Raw genomic sequence first — 14,633 nt, 5'->3', positions numbered from 1 at the left:
TTTCTAGACTCAATGGTAAAAATCAAAGTGAAAAAAAGCATTTTTTTGCTTTATCTAGTAATCAATTAAATGCTCTTTATCTCTTAGCCCCCAATTTTCTCTTCTTTTTCAAAAAAAGATGACAAATTTAATAATATAGTATAATAATAAATAATGCAGAATGATTATACACAGAAAGGATGACAAATATGAATCATGAACCTTCTCTTCTTAAACAACTAAAATTATGGCATATCGTTGTGATAGGGTTAGGCTACATGGCACCTATGGCTGTTTTTGATACATTTGGCATTGTAACTGAATCAACAGATGGACATGTTTCAGGCGCTTATGCATTCACGTTGATCGCTATTTTATTTACAGCCATTAGTTACGGAAGGATGGTAAAAGCTTTTCCCGGAGCTGGTTCCTCTTATACATACGCACAGCAAGTAATGAATCCAAGCATTGGTTTTTTGGTAGGATGGACGGCTCTTCTTGATTATCTATTTCTGCCAATGATTAATGCGCTTTTGACAAATATTTACCTAAGCTCTCTGTTTCCAGGTGTTCCAAAGGCCGTATGGATTATCAGCTTTGTTGTCATCATGACCATAATAAATATTTTCAGCGTTCATTTAACCGTTTCTTTTGGTACGCTATTAGTTGCTTTTCAAATTTTAGTCGCTATTATCTTTATTATTTTAAGTGCTACAACTCAAGACCAAGAGCTATCATTTAAACCGTTTATAAGTGAATCGGCCTCTATATCTCTGTTATTAAACGGAGCAGCTATTTTATGCTTTTCTTTTTTAGGATTTGATGCTGTAACCACTATGGCCGAAGAAACACTTAAGCCTGAGAAAACCATTCCTAAAGGGATTCTTATTATTGCGTGTACGGGAGGCGCCTTATTTATCACGGTTTCTTACTCTGCGCAGCTTCTTTTCCCTTCAGCCTCTTTTTTTCATAATTTAGAAGGTGCATCAGCGGAGATCGCTTATAAAATTGGCGGCCAGCTTTTTCAATCTATTTTTGTAGCAGCGGCCTTGACTTCAACTATTGCTTCTGGACTTGTCTCACATATGAGTGCATCAAGACTTCTCTATGCAATTGGGAAAGATGGTTATCTGCCTCGGGGAATTTTTGGCTATATTCACCCTAAAACAAAGACGCCTGTTTGGAACGTAGTGATTATTGGTGGCCTCTCTTTAATTTCACTAGGTCTGTCTCTTGAAAAAGCTACCTCTTTAATTAATTTTGGTGCTTTAATTGCGTTCAGTTCAGTGAACATAGCGGTTTTTATCCATTATTTTATTCAACAAAACAAACGATCTCTCAGTGGATATATTTCATATGTACTTATGCCTTTACTCGGCAGCTTATTTTTATTTTTTATGTGGCTTAACTTAGAAAAAACATCCTTATTTATCGGTATTGTATGGAGTATAATCGGAATTATTTATTTACTGATTGCCAGACGAAAAAATACTATTACCATTCCTACTTTTCATTTTGATTAAGGAAATAGACTTAACACATGAAAGCTACATTTACTATACCAATGGAAAAATCCGAACGTATTTGATTCTCAACCAAGAATCAAACTCGTTCGGATTTTTCTTCAACTAAAATACTTTCGTACCAGTCTCTTTTTATTTTTGCGATTGTGAGACTTTTTCCAAAATACGTCTTTTACGATAAAGCATCATTCCAACTTCCCCTATATCGCTAATTGCTTGTTTGTTAATATACGCTCCAAATACCATTCCTGCTATAGGAATCATTTGGAACAGCTTTTTCCAGCCCAAGTTGTCCCTGTAGGTTAGAAACACTTCTCTCCACCCTTGCAGCTGCTGCAAGCTCTGCGTTCGATTTCCGCTTGCTAATTCTTCTAAAATCGCACGTTTCCCTACAATGTCAGAAGACGAAAACTGCATGCATTTGACCATGAAAATTCGTTCCTCTTGCTCAGTGGGGTCGTAACCATAAGAAACAGCCACTTCTTGCAGTGTCTTAAGTGTAAGCCCTAATACAAAAGGAACATCAATAGCTAGTGTAAAAATCCCGCCTATACCGGTTGTAGCTCCTTGAAGCTGTGCATTCTTTTTTCGGACTTCAATAAAATGCTCTGCCAATTCATCCATTTCTTGCAGAGATAAATGCTGAATATCCTCTATCGAAAGCTGTTTCTTTTCTTGTAATTGTGCTGATGCTTTTTCTAGCGTGGCAGACGTATTAGCTAAATACTGGCCTCCATTATCAACATACTTAGCAATTTCATCTAATAATTTTTCTATTTTTTGATGAATGAACTTTGGCGTTACTTTATCTAAAGCTGAAAAAGGCAAACGAGCCAGCCGCTCCCAGAAAAAAAGTCCTTTTTGGTCTTTCTCCCACTTTTCAATTTTTCGTAACTCTACTCTTAACTGCTCATACTCTGACATATCCTCACTCTTTTCCTCGATTTATCAGCTCTGCCCTACTTGTTTATTCCGCACATATTTAATGATAAAAAACAGTGCAATTAAAACAACAATTCCGATTCCAATAGGCTGCATATATTGAGACACAATCGGCCCCACCTCTTTCCACTTAGGTCCTAACTTATATCCTAAATATACGTAAATAGCCGTTACTGGAAGCATCGCCACAAATGTATAAATAGAAAACAGCCATACATTCATTTTTGCCATCCCGCACGGAAAAGAGATAGCCGTGCGCACTCCTGGAATAAAGCGTCCAAAAAAAGCAACCCCGCTGCCGTACTTATTAAAAAAGCGATCGGCGGCGTCAATTTCTTTTTCTTTCACCAAAAAGTATTTTCCATATTTTAAAACCAGCGGTCGTCCACCGTAACGTCCCAGTGCATAAAGAGTCAACGGTCCACAAACACCGCCTACTGTACCTGCAAGGATAGCCAGATACAAGTTCATATCACCTTGGTACACCCAATACCCTACTAAAGGTAAAACAAGCTCTGCCGGGACAAACTCAAACGTTAATGCTAGAATTACGCCAAAATAAGAGAGCTGTTTTAGCGCTTCAATTAAAGAAAGTAAAACCGACTCTAACAAAAATTCTCCTCCTCATGTCATTAAATCTAAGACTGCAAAACTATAATTTAGCCGATTGATAGATAAAAACCAACGCGGCATAGTTTTTTCCTTTCCCTCTTTACGTATTACGTACTACAAAAGTTTCAATAAAAAAAAGCGCTAGTTTTATCCAGCGCTTTTATAGTTTAAAGTTAATTTGAATAATACCTACTTTACGAAGAGCATCGTATAAAATAACTAAAGCCGGTCCTAAAAATAATCCGACAAAGCCTAAAAGTTTAAATCCAATGTACAAACTAACTAATGCAGCCAAAGGTGAAATACCCATATTTGTAGAAAATACTTTTGGTTCTACTACACGTCTTACTACCGTAATGACTCCAAATAGAATAAATAAGCCGATTGCTAATGAGTCATGCCCTTGCGTAAGAGCAAAAATCCCCCATGGAACGAGCACCGAGCCCGTCCCAAGGATTGGTAAGATATCGACAATTACAATTAATAAACTAAGCAGCGCGGTATACGGAACATCTAATAGCCAAAGCCCTACATAAGCCATTACAAACGTCATGACACTTAAGATAATTTGTGCCTTAATAAAACCAACCCCCGCTTGGATAAGCTGAGTGATGACAACTTGTAGCTTATATTTCGTTTCTTCTGTTAAAAATGACTTAATTTTATTTTTAATAGCAGGCAGCTCAAGGCTGATAAATACAAGCGCTACTAAATAAATAAGAAACTCTAGTAGAAACCCAGGAACAGTAGCAGCAAAGCTAATGATGATTTCCACGGTACTTTTTAATAGAGAATCTAATGAATTTACGGTTTTTTCAAGCGTGCGCTCGATAGAAGAAATCACTTCTGTAGGAAGAGCGTTTGAATAGTATTTCCACTTAATAATAGTTGGATAAATCGCGGTTTCATAGATTTCTTTTACAAAGGAAGGCGCTATCTTTGAAAGAGCAACCACTTGCGTAACGATTGTCCGAACAATAAAAAATCCAATAAGTATGAGCGAAACAACATATAAAATGAAGGTCATAAGCACTGCGTAGACTCTCTTCATTTTAAAAGATTGATGCAATTTTTGAACAATACCCTCAAGCGCTAATGCTGTTAATAAAGCAAACACAATCGGTAAACTGTAAGGGATTAACAAACATACGATTACTATCGAGGCGATGACCCATATTCGCTTTTTCCACATACTCTACTATCCCCCAACTAGCTAAGCTATCTCTATATTTATTGATAAAGAAAGGAACCAGTGACTGCTTTTATGTAAGAATAAAATTTGGATATATTTATACCTGATGTTACATATTATAGGGTCAATTTCCATAATAATAAAGGAATTATTATGAAAAAAGCTACTTATTCTAATTTTTTGAATAGAATAAGTAGCTTTTTAATTTATAAATTAGCCGGCTCTCATGACCTCTGTACCTTTTTTAGGGTCAAATTTGCCTTCAGATTTAGACATCACAATTGCTGCTAGTGTGTTTCCTACTAAGTTAACAACCGTACGTGCCATATCCATGATTCTGTCTACTCCAGCAATGAAGGCTAATCCTTCTGCCGGAACGCCGATTGTTCCAAGAGTAGCCAGTAATACAACAAATGATGTTCCTGGCACCGCAGCCATTCCTTTAGATGTAACCATCAATACCAGAATGAGCGTCAGCTGTTGAACGATCGTTAAATCAATACCATACACCTGCGCTAAGAATAACGCTGCAATCGCTTGATAAAGAACGGAACCATCTAGGTTAAATGTATAACCAATTGGTACAACGAACGATACGATAGCTTTTGGACAGCCCATCTTTTCAAGTTTTTCCATAATTCGCGGAAGAACTGTCTCAGAGCTAGATGTACTGTATGCTAACAACAGTTCATCTTTCATATAGCGGAATAAGTGGAAAATGTTAATTCCTGCCCATTTCGCAATTCCTCCTAATACAACAAGTAGGAAGAAAATTAACGCTAAGTAAACTAAGATAACAAGCTTTCCTAATGAAAGGAGTGAATCTAAGCCGAATTTTGAAACTGTTACACCAATTAAAGCAAATACACCAATTGGCGCCACTTTCATTACAAGGTTTACCACGTGAAACATTGCGTGAGAAACACCGTCGAAGAATTGTACAACTGGCTTTCCTCTTTCCCCAATTGCCGCTACTCCTAGTGCAAATAACACTGTAAAGAAGATAATTGCTAGCATATCTCCTTCAACAATTGACTGGAAAAAGTTTGTCGGAACAATGTGTAAGAAAGTTTCAGCCACTGACTTTCCTTCTTGCTGTTTGGATGTTTCAACATATTGTGAAATATCACTCTTCTGTGCTGAATGAATGTCTACACCTTGCCCAGGATGAAAAATATTAGCAACCAATACACCGATTATAATTGCAAAAGTCGTAATAATTTCAAAATAGAGAATGGTTTTAACGCCGAGCTTTCCGACCTGTTTGCCGCTCCCTGCTCCTGCAACTCCAACGACTAAGCTTGAGATAACAATTGGAATAACAATCATCTTAATTAATCTTAAAAATAGGTCTCCTAGCGGCTGTAGGTATGTTACTACACGCGGATCGTTAAACCAAATTACCCCTACAAGAACACCGAGGATTAATCCGGTAAAAATCTGCGTAGCCAAACCAAAACGAATTTTTTTCATAGATGTACCTCCCCAAAGATGTATGACATTTGTATATACTTTTCTGAAAAAACAAAAAAAGACTATTCTTAAGAAAGAACAGCCTTTTACTTACGCTATTTTGGGCTCTTTCTCTCAATAAAGCAAACGGGGTTAACTGTCGGATTCGGAATTGAGAGTTTCCTACCTTTTGTAAGGATTCACCCCAAGGCAGCTTTACTGCCGATAATGATTCCCCCGCTCTATACGATTAAGCTTATTATTCAGTTTTTATAAAATTAAAACGATCTATACGTTGTCATACGTTTTTTACAGTCAATAAAACTAAACAGAAGTCTTACTTTTACTTAACTTTATACTGCACAAATATTAATTTACTATTTTTCGACACGTTTTGTCAATACCCATGTTTATAAAACGCTTTCAAAAGGCGATAATATATATTTATACAAAAAAGCTATTGCAATGTTGCAATAGCTTTTTCTTGCTCTTTGAGTCTCTATTAGAAGTTTAAGGGACTAAAGAACACGCATGTTTATTTTATAAAAATACAAAATATAGAATAGCTGCTAACACAATTCGATATAGTGCAAATGGTACTAATTTGATACGATTAATTAATTTCAGGAAAAAGCGAATAGACACCAGCGCAAAAATAAAGGCGCTGATAAAACCAGCAATAAAAAACGGTAGTGCATCTGATGTGAAATACTGCCAGTTTTTAACCAATGAAAGTCCACTTGCTCCTGCCATGATTGGCACTGCCATAATAAATGTAAAATCTGCCGCTGCCTTATGGCTCATTCCAAGAAGAACCCCTCCTGAAATCGTGGAGCCTGAACGAGAAAAACCTGGCCAAAGAGCAATACATTGAAACAGTCCTATACCCAGTGCTTGTCCATAAGACATTTGGTCCACCGTCTCTACACGCGGACGTTTAGGTCCAAACAAATCTGCTAGAATCATTAATACAGCTCCGACTACTAAGCCAATTAGCACCGTATTTAAAGAAAACAAATGTTCATCAATGTAATCATCAAACAAAAGACCTAACACTCCTGCGGGTAACAGACCAACAATTACTTGCATTAAATTCAAACGATTTGTCGGTCCAATTGGAGCGGCTGGCTTTTTTCCCAATCCTAATAAATTAATGAAACGATCTTTAAAAATAACTACTACTGCTAAGATCGACCCTAGCTGAATAACAATTTTAAATGTATTAGCTACGGGAGATGAAAATAATTCTTTTGAATTTAACCACAGGTCATCCACAATAATCATATGCCCAGTTGACGAAACAGGAGCAAACTCTGTTAAACCTTCTACAATCCCTAAAATGATTGCTACAATAATTTCCCACATAAAGCTATATACCTTGCCTTTCTTTCAAATTAATAAGCTTATCGCTTCGTTTTCCATGCTCAACTATTTTCCTATTTTGACACTTGCTTTTTTATCATAATTGTTAAAACTATGAAATACAATGTGTATTTGCAAAAAGATAAGAATCTTTAATAATTTGTAATAAAAACCCTACATGCTATAACCAAAAAACAAGATATCAGCTTTTATTTGTTTTAAAAAGCAGTCGCTATGTTCGGTATAAATTCCGGGTCCTTAGCTAAAAATGAATCATCTAGACTATTTTTCTTTAGTGTGAAAAAATGACTAAATCATTATGTTTTTTCCATCCCCTTTACTGTCATCTATCATTTTAATCAACTAGTGCTTGCTTATACGACATATCCCCTAAGTAATTTGAAACTTTTTTCTCTCTTTTCTCGTATATAGTAGTATCTTTTTTAGGAGGCTTTTTACTATGAATGGAAATGTACGTACAATGAAATGGGTCACTGCTGGGTATGAAGCCTTGCTGGGAATTCCTTTAATTGGCGCGGGGATTGTTATGGGCTTTAGTTATACTCCTCTTTTTATTGGATTTATTCTTCATGCTATCACACTCATTTTAGCTAATAGACGAGGGTTATCTGCGTATGGAAACATACTAGGGATTGTTACTTCACTGGTTGCTTGGATTCCATTTTTAGGGTTTGTTATGCACATTATTACAGCTATTGTGATTGCAATCGATGCTGCTAGACAACGTTGATTGTCTAGCTTTTTTTATTTAAGGGTTGATTTTTTACCGAATGATGGTAAACTTAAGCCGTAAATTGAATAATTTAAATGTTATTTCTACTAGGGGTGTCTGATAGCTCAGACTGAGAGAAGAGTGCTATAAAACTCTTTAACCCTTTGAACCTGATTTGGGTTATACCAGCGGAGGGAAGTAGTCTTGAAAAGAATAGTATATGTTTATTCTTTTTTCGCCTATTCCATCGGGTTCTGTCTATCACAGAACCCGATTTTTTTATGGTTCGGTATAGCTACACTTTATGCGAAACCGGAGGAATATGTAATGTCAAAACAAAATGTATCAGTTTCTATGAAAAAGCCTTTTCCAAACAGTCACAAAGTATATGTCCAAGGATCCAGAGAAGATCTTAAAGTGCCTATGCGTGAAATCCATCAGTCTCCTACTACAGGATCTTTTGGGGAAGAAGAAAATAATCCCGTACGTGTATACGACACGAGTGGTGTTTATACAGATCCCTGTTATGAAATTAATTTACAAAAAGGATTACCGGCTCTGCGCGAAAAGTGGATTGCAGAACGAAACGATGTAGAAACATATCAAGGCCGTACGGTTCAGCCACAGGATAACGGTTATTATGATGGTGATCCAAGAGATCAGTACGAGCGCTTTATCACTAATCGTTTACCTTTGCGCGCGAAAAAAAATCAAAATGTAACGCAAATGCACTATGCGAAAAAAGGAATCATCACGCCCGAAATGGAATTTATCGCTATTCGTGAACAGATGGATCCTGAAGTCGTGCGTGAAGAAGTAGCAAGAGGACGTGCCATTATCCCTAATAATATCAATCACCCTGAGAGCGAACCGATGATTATCGGCCGCAAATTCCACGTGAAAATCAATGCTAATATCGGAAATTCAGCTATTCGTTCAGCTATTGAAGATGAAGTAGAAAAAATGACATGGGCAACGCGTTGGGGAGCCGATACAATTATGGATTTATCAACAGGAAAGGATATCCACACAACGCGCGAATGGATTATCCGCAACTCGCCTGTTCCTGTAGGGACTGTTCCTATTTACCAAGCGCTTGAAAAAGTAAAAGGTGTTGCAGAAGATCTAACGTGGGAAGCATATCGCGATACATTAATTGAACAAGCGGAGCAAGGTGTTGATTACTTTACTATTCACGCAGGTGTTCTTTTACGCTATATTCCTCTGACAGCGAAACGTACGACAGGTATTGTTTCACGCGGAGGATCCATCTTGGCGCAGTGGTGTTTAGCTCATCATGAAGAGAACTTTTTATATACTCGCTTTGAAGAAATCTGTGAAATCTGTAAAGCATACGATATTTCTATTTCGCTTGGCGATGGGCTGCGTCCTGGTTCCATTGCAGATGCTAATGATGAGGCACAGTTCGGTGAATTAGAAACGCTTGGTGAATTAACTAAAATTGCTTGGAAACACGATGTTCAAGTTATGATTGAAGGCCCTGGACATGTCCCTATGCACCTCATCAAAGAAAACGTAGATAAACAAATGGAAATATGCCAAGAAGCTCCCTTCTATACTCTTGGACCGCTTACAACCGACATCGCTCCAGGCTATGACCATATTACATCAGGTATCGGGGCTGCAATGATTGGCTGGTTTGGGACAGCTATGCTTTGCTACGTAACCCCAAAAGAACATTTAGGTCTGCCAAATAAAGAAGACGTTCGAGAAGGCGTTATCACCTATAAAATTGCTGCGCATGCCGCTGACCTAGCAAAAGGCCATCCAGGAGCACAAAAACGCGATAACGCGCTGTCTAAAGCAAGATTTGAATTTAGATGGAATGATCAATTTAACCTGTCACTAGATCCAGAGCGCGCAAAAGAATATCACGATGAAACACTTCCCGCTGAAGGTGCTAAAACAGCCCATTTCTGTTCAATGTGTGGACCTAAATTCTGTTCGATGCGTATTTCTCAAGATATTCGTAACATGGCTCAAGAAAATGAAAAAGATGTAAACGAAGTAAGAAAAGAAGGAATGAAAGAAAAAGCTAAAGAGTTTGTTAACAGTGGTTCAAATATCTATCAATAATGAAGTAGAACAGCTTAAAGAACAAATTAAGCAGCTTGAAAGAAAGTTATTATTTGTTCAGCAAAATTGTCAGCACATTATCGTTGAATCCTCACATTCTTCCGTAAGACGCTGCATTAAGTGTTTCTATCAACAAGAGGCAGTGGCTAGGACAAAAGTATTTTAGTTGAAGAAAGATCCGAACGATTCATCGTTCGGATCTTTTCATTGTGATGGTAAACGTAGACTTCATATCTGTAGCTGCTTTCTAGCTATTGATTCAGTTATGTCTCCATCTCTTTATCTTTTTTTGAAACGTGCTTTCAGCACGTTCTTGGCCCAATATAGTATTTTAATAATAACCCAGCCTATAAATGTACCTAGCGTATTCAAAAAGATATCATCAATATCAAATACTCGTTCCGTTAGCTTGTACTGTAAAATTTCAATTAGAAAACTGATTAAGAAACCCGTCGTAAACACTTGAATAAAACCGTCAAACCACTTCATAAACAAAGGAATAAACATTCCAAGCGGCGCAAACATCACGATATTCCCCAGTATATTTGTCAGAGTGAGCATTATATTCCCGCTGTCCCACATCAGACGGATCGTGCTAAATAAATCCAAGTTCATTGCTTTTCCGTAAACATGTTCGTTTTCCCGTATGAGAGTAGCATAAATGACCACTGCTGTATATGCAATAAATAGAATGAACATGACTTTTTTAACGATTGACCTGATGCTTACATTCACTTCAACATCACCTTCTTTGACTCCCAAAACCGTTTATTATTATCTATATGTACCCGTCCACTGCTTTCATTCGTAGTGAATGCATTTACATGCTTTTTTATCCTATCACATCAATAAATAAATACAATTCCCTTTTTATTATTTTGTAAACTAAAATTTTTTCACTTAAAAAAGCCATGCTTTTCGCATGACTTTTGTTAATTAATAATTCCACGATGGATAATTTCCACTTGTACTTTCGGATTAATCGAGATGTTTTTATAATCCTGTCTCCATTTAAGCCTTTCCCATATACTCGGATGATAAGCGGCTACTTCTCTTCCTATTTCAAGAAAATCGCAGTTAGCTTTTTGCAACTTTACAACTACTTTTTCTGCTTTCTTTTGTAGAACTTTTTCAATTTCTTCCTGTACATTTTTTATTAATGCAGGGGATGACATTTCGTTTTTAGTGAATTCATTAATGCTTACTTTTACATGTAGTGGTATGGTCACTTTTACCCCGTGAATCGCATCCGGCTTAACGTTCATCTTTGCTTTAGCGTCTGACACATCATACGATACTACATACTTTTGGTCATGTATGGTAATTTTGTCACTCATAATCATATATTTATCTTTTTGATTTCCTAATAAAAGAAGCACCTTGGATTCCTCAGGATTTAATGTAATGCCTGAAAATTTATCTTTATTAAACAAAGCTGTACCGATTACATCAACGGTCTTATTTTCAGTATTTAATTTCATATAAGGAAGAGCTAGCCCTTTTCCTTCATCAAACAACACGGTACAAAGTGACTGAAGAGTTTCAATTGGTACTAAAGAATTCGCTTCAGCCGTATGAACAACTCCGTCTAAATATTCTCCAATTAGCTCTTCTCCTACTTGCTGTAATTCAACGATAGTACTCGGCTTTCCTTCGACAATGACATACTTAGCCGTCAAAGGACTTTCTGGTGTACGATATAAAACGTCTGATAATTCTAGTATACCTTCTTTAGCTAATCGATCTTCAAATAAAATTATTCTCTTTTTAGCAGACATTACAATTCCAGAAACCTGCTGGTTAATTTTTGTTCGATCATCCCGAGGTGATTCTCCTGCCACATGGTAGGTTTTATTCACTAAAATCCCTTCTTTAGAAGTGTACGAGCGGATCGCAATAGTAGAAATCACCTTATTTCCTTTCTTTTTTTCATAAGCCACTGTAGACAAAAACATCGTATCTTTTAGCATTTTTTGATCCCAGCATCCTGTTAAAAAACTTAGAACTAAACATACATTGAAGATCTTGATAAGTTTATGCTTCATTTTTTACTGTTCCTTTTCTTATCCATGATAGAATTAACAAACAAATAGGAATACAGAAAATGAATACGTAAATTAAATAGTTAGTTGCCTGTGATAAAGCTGTCACAAGATTATCCGTTTTTGAAAAATAAATGGAAAGACCTGTTACGAATATCAATACAATTGGAACAAACGGACGGTGAGTTTTCTTTTTGAATATTTCCTGCATGCCTACACTTGAAATATACACGTACATAATAAGGGACGTAATAACAGAAATAATCCAAAAGGTAATAAAAACCAAGTCTATTCGTTCAATAACTGAGTTTTGCGTCGCCTTCAAAATGTACAAAACCGGTTCTGGTACGATTAAGATTTCATCCGGACTAAAAAACAAATAACAAGCAATGATGATATATACATATAAAACGGTAACGATACAATTACTAAGCATGACCATCTTTAATGTCATAGTAGATTTTGCCTTTACAAATGGAGCTAAAATCAAAATCGCTTCAAAACCTAGCATTGAAATACTTCCCTCTTTTGACGCCAGCAAGATATTTTGAATACCGCTGTGCCCAATCGGAAACAGGTACCGGACATCAGCCTCTTTATAAGCATTCGATATCAACAGCACTAAAATAATTAAAAATACGGATACAATTGTAAAGAAACGCCCTATATTGCGGACATTCTCTTTTGCAAAATACAGCGCAATCACAACTAATAAAAGGACCAAAACATACGCTGGCGTTAAGTGGTACAGCCAGCGCTTTAACACGTTTACATACAAAACAGTAATAACACTTGAAACAATGATGTAATAAAATACATATCCTATATTTAAAAAATTACCTACCCACTTGCCAAGCAGCTTGCTAGTCATCTGATATAAAGTTAGACCTGGCAAACGATGCGTTAATCCCCAGTGGAATAATGTAATTACTTGAATAATACACCCGCTAATTAACATTGAAATCCAGCCGTCCGTATGCGCCGTCTTAAATAAGTTATAAGGTAACCCTAAAACACCAATACCAATTTGCGTTTGTAAAATGATAAAGAACAGCTGACTGACTGAAATACTATTTTTATTCATTTGAATCCCAATTCCTTATCGCTTTTTGACGTTGGCGTTTTTGAGGCTTAGCGTTAGCAGGTCTTTCATTCAAATAGAGCTGATGCATCCTCATAAAAACATCCTTTAAACCAGAAATTTTAAAGGGCGCAAAAGGGATTAAGTAAGGCATCGTAATAGACTCTAAAATAACTAAATGCATAACAATAAGAACTAATACAAAGACAATACCCAAGTAGCCAAAGACTGCTGCTCCAATCATCATCGGAAAACTTAAAATTCGCAGCGTGGTGCTCATTTCGTTTGATGGCACAACAAAGGAAGAAACGGCTGTTAGAGCAATAACAATAATCATCATATTTGAAACTAAACTCGCCTCAACAATTGCTGTACCGATAACTAACCCTCCAACCACCCCAATCGTTTGAGCAATTGAAGAAGGCAGCCGAAGAGAAGCCTCTTTTAGTAACTCTAATATTAAAACCATAATAAACGCTTCTACTATCGGAGGAAATGGAACGTTCTCAAGAGAACCTTTTACTGTAAAAACTAAGTCCAAAGGAATCAATTCATAATGAAAAGAAATCGTTGCAATATAAATTGCAGGTAAGCTCATAGCTACAAAAAAGCTGAATATACGTAAAAGGCGGAAAAATGAGCCATAAAGTGCACGCGTATTATAATCTTCAGGCGATTGATAAAAAGAGAAAAAATTAACGGGAGCAATCAACGCAGAGCTATTTCCATTTGTTAGCACTGCCATTCTTCCTTCTAACAGATTGCCCATTACCCGATCCGGCCTTTCTGTGTTCAACAGCTGAGGAAATGGTGAAAGAGGCGAATCTTCTAGAGCCTCTTCAATGATACTCCCACTATCCACTCCATCCACTTCAATTTGTTGTATACGATTAATGATCGTATTACAAATCTCTACGTTAGCTATATTTTTCAAATATAAAACCGCTACTCGCGTGCGTGAAATACTTCCTACTTCGATATAACGTACAATAAGGCTTCCATCTAAAAACCTTTGTCTCATCAAGTTCAAATTTTTATCTAAGCTCTCCACAAAGCTTTCTTGAGACCCCCTGATTATTTTCTCATTCAGCGCTTGGTTCACTTCTCTTGTAGCTGTTTTTGTGGAATCAATTGCATAAACCAACGGATCATTCTCGATTAATAGAAGAGAAGCACCTCGACTCATTAAACTAATCATTTCATCCAAATCTTTTGTAGGAGTAATGGAAGCAGCCTGAATGACTTCTTTTATCTCCCCTTCTTTTTCTATTAATAACGGTTTGATAACATGATCATTTAACTTGATTGAATCCATAAGGGGCACAAAATAGACTAAAAGCGCACGCTCATGATTAAATTTCAGCCACCTTTGCCCTATATCACTCGTATAGTCTAACCTTTCTTCCAGCATTTTTAGAATTTCTTCTACATTTGTGCCAAGTTCAATTTCTGTTTTTGGCTCTTTTTCTTCAAGGGAGATAGGACTTTTTGTTCGCTTAGGCCTTCGTTTAATTAACAGTGCCACTCACCTGCCTCGATGTCTCTTGTTATTATTCATTGTTTCTAAAAAAATGAATAGTATGTAAAAAAATGCAAAAAGACGCAGCGGAAAATTTTC

13 protein-coding genes and 2 riboswitches are annotated in these 14,633 nt (G+C 36.6%); of the genes, 4 read left to right on the top strand and 9 right to left on the bottom strand.

Going from position 1 to position 14,633, the window contains the following annotated elements:
- The first annotated feature begins 188 nt into the window (after positions 1-188).
- On the top strand, positions 189-1,502 hold the full coding sequence (locus tag ACFX4R_RS26835; RefSeq protein WP_377571229.1) for an APC family permease: 1,314 nt from the start codon (positions 189-191) through the stop codon (positions 1,500-1,502).
- A 132-nt stretch (positions 1,503-1,634) separates the two neighbouring features.
- Here the strand turns inward: ACFX4R_RS26835 and ACFX4R_RS26830 are convergent, their stop codons facing one another.
- The 5 genes from ACFX4R_RS26830 to ACFX4R_RS26810 all read right to left on the bottom strand — a co-directional run bounded on the left by ACFX4R_RS26830 (position 1,635) and on the right by ACFX4R_RS26810 (position 7,065).
- Positions 1,635-2,426, bottom strand: a complete 792-nt coding sequence (locus ACFX4R_RS26830) for an EcsC family protein (RefSeq protein WP_114897227.1) — start codon at positions 2,424-2,426, stop codon at positions 1,635-1,637.
- A gap of 24 nt (positions 2,427-2,450) precedes the next feature.
- Positions 2,451-3,056: a DedA family protein gene (locus ACFX4R_RS26825; protein ID WP_013055189.1), complete on the bottom strand. Its 606-nt coding sequence runs from the start codon at positions 3,054-3,056 to the stop codon at positions 2,451-2,453.
- Between the two features lie 160 nt (positions 3,057-3,216).
- On the bottom strand, positions 3,217-4,248 hold the full coding sequence (gene ytvI, locus ACFX4R_RS26820) for a sporulation integral membrane protein YtvI (protein WP_013055188.1): 1,032 nt from the start codon (positions 4,246-4,248) through the stop codon (positions 3,217-3,219).
- 213 nt (positions 4,249-4,461) lie between these two features.
- Complete coding sequence (locus tag ACFX4R_RS26815) at positions 4,462-5,721, bottom strand: glutamate/proton symporter GltT (protein WP_377571225.1); 1,260 nt, start codon at positions 5,719-5,721, stop codon at positions 4,462-4,464.
- Between the two features lie 106 nt (positions 5,722-5,827).
- A riboswitch (cyclic di-AMP (ydaO/yuaA leader) is annotated at positions 5,828-5,967 on the bottom strand.
- 273 nt (positions 5,968-6,240) lie between these two features.
- The gene (locus tag ACFX4R_RS26810) at positions 6,241-7,065 is read right to left on the bottom strand and encodes an undecaprenyl-diphosphate phosphatase (RefSeq protein WP_013055186.1); all 825 of its coding nucleotides are present in this window, start codon (positions 7,063-7,065) and stop codon (positions 6,241-6,243) included.
- Between the two features lie 457 nt (positions 7,066-7,522).
- Here ACFX4R_RS26810 and ACFX4R_RS26805 point away from each other — a divergent pair, with 457 nt between their 5' ends.
- The 3 genes from ACFX4R_RS26805 to ACFX4R_RS26795 all read left to right on the top strand — a co-directional run bounded on the left by ACFX4R_RS26805 (position 7,523) and on the right by ACFX4R_RS26795 (position 10,058).
- The gene (locus ACFX4R_RS26805; protein WP_043978114.1) at positions 7,523-7,813 is read left to right on the top strand and encodes a hypothetical protein; all 291 of its coding nucleotides are present in this window, start codon (positions 7,523-7,525) and stop codon (positions 7,811-7,813) included.
- Positions 7,814-7,894: 81 nt separating this feature from the next.
- A riboswitch (TPP riboswitch) is annotated at positions 7,895-8,009 on the top strand.
- A gap of 113 nt (positions 8,010-8,122) precedes the next feature.
- Positions 8,123-9,892: a phosphomethylpyrimidine synthase ThiC gene (gene thiC / locus ACFX4R_RS26800; RefSeq protein WP_043978116.1), complete on the top strand. Its 1,770-nt coding sequence runs from the start codon at positions 8,123-8,125 to the stop codon at positions 9,890-9,892.
- On the top strand, positions 9,870-10,058 hold the full coding sequence (locus tag ACFX4R_RS26795) for a hypothetical protein (RefSeq protein WP_043978118.1): 189 nt from the start codon (positions 9,870-9,872) through the stop codon (positions 10,056-10,058). Before thiC ends, ACFX4R_RS26795 begins: the two co-directional genes overlap by 23 nt.
- A gap of 113 nt (positions 10,059-10,171) precedes the next feature.
- On the opposite strand, the gene ACFX4R_RS26790 is transcribed toward ACFX4R_RS26795, so the two are convergent.
- From ACFX4R_RS26790 to ACFX4R_RS26775, 4 genes are all read right to left on the bottom strand, one after another.
- Positions 10,172-10,627 (bottom strand): VanZ family protein, encoded by a 456-nt coding sequence (locus ACFX4R_RS26790; RefSeq protein ID WP_237075567.1) that lies wholly within the window; start codon positions 10,625-10,627, stop codon positions 10,172-10,174.
- Between the two features lie 197 nt (positions 10,628-10,824).
- The gene (locus ACFX4R_RS26785) at positions 10,825-11,937 is read right to left on the bottom strand and encodes a Ger(x)C family spore germination protein (protein WP_043978122.1); all 1,113 of its coding nucleotides are present in this window, start codon (positions 11,935-11,937) and stop codon (positions 10,825-10,827) included.
- Entirely contained in the window at positions 11,927-13,018 is a 1,092-nt protein-coding gene (locus ACFX4R_RS26780) for a GerAB/ArcD/ProY family transporter (protein WP_043978124.1), read from the bottom strand. The genes ACFX4R_RS26785 and ACFX4R_RS26780 overlap by 11 nt, the downstream gene beginning before the upstream one ends.
- Positions 13,011-14,540: a spore germination protein gene (locus tag ACFX4R_RS26775; protein WP_052500295.1), complete on the bottom strand. Its 1,530-nt coding sequence runs from the start codon at positions 14,538-14,540 to the stop codon at positions 13,011-13,013. The genes ACFX4R_RS26780 and ACFX4R_RS26775 overlap by 8 nt, the downstream gene beginning before the upstream one ends.
- Between the last annotated feature and the right edge of the window lie 93 nt (positions 14,541-14,633).

This window comes from Priestia sp. YIM B13490 (genome assembly GCF_042787735.1).
Taxonomy (GTDB): Bacteria; Bacillota; Bacilli; order Bacillales; family Bacillaceae_H; genus Priestia; species Priestia megaterium.
This window is presented reverse-complemented; position numbering and strand designations above follow the sequence as displayed.

Coding starts and splice junctions, on each gene's coding strand:
- ACFX4R_RS26835 (WP_377571229.1), top strand. CDS start 189: ATGAATCATGAACCTTCTCTTCTTAAACAACTAAAATTATGGCATATC.
- ACFX4R_RS26830 (WP_114897227.1), bottom strand. CDS start 2,426: ATGTCAGAGTATGAGCAGTTAAGAGTAGAGTTACGAAAAATTGAAAAG.
- ytvI (WP_013055188.1), bottom strand. CDS start 4,248: ATGTGGAAAAAGCGAATATGGGTCATCGCCTCGATAGTAATCGTATGT.
- ACFX4R_RS26815 (WP_377571225.1), bottom strand. CDS start 5,721: ATGAAAAAAATTCGTTTTGGTTTGGCTACGCAGATTTTTACCGGATTA.
- ACFX4R_RS26810 (WP_013055186.1), bottom strand. CDS start 7,065: ATGTGGGAAATTATTGTAGCAATCATTTTAGGGATTGTAGAAGGTTTA.
- ACFX4R_RS26805 (WP_043978114.1), top strand. CDS start 7,523: ATGAATGGAAATGTACGTACAATGAAATGGGTCACTGCTGGGTATGAA.
- thiC (WP_043978116.1), top strand. CDS start 8,123: ATGTCAAAACAAAATGTATCAGTTTCTATGAAAAAGCCTTTTCCAAAC.
- ACFX4R_RS26785 (WP_043978122.1), bottom strand. CDS start 11,937: ATGAAGCATAAACTTATCAAGATCTTCAATGTATGTTTAGTTCTAAGT.
- ACFX4R_RS26780 (WP_043978124.1), bottom strand. CDS start 13,018: ATGAATAAAAATAGTATTTCAGTCAGTCAGCTGTTCTTTATCATTTTA.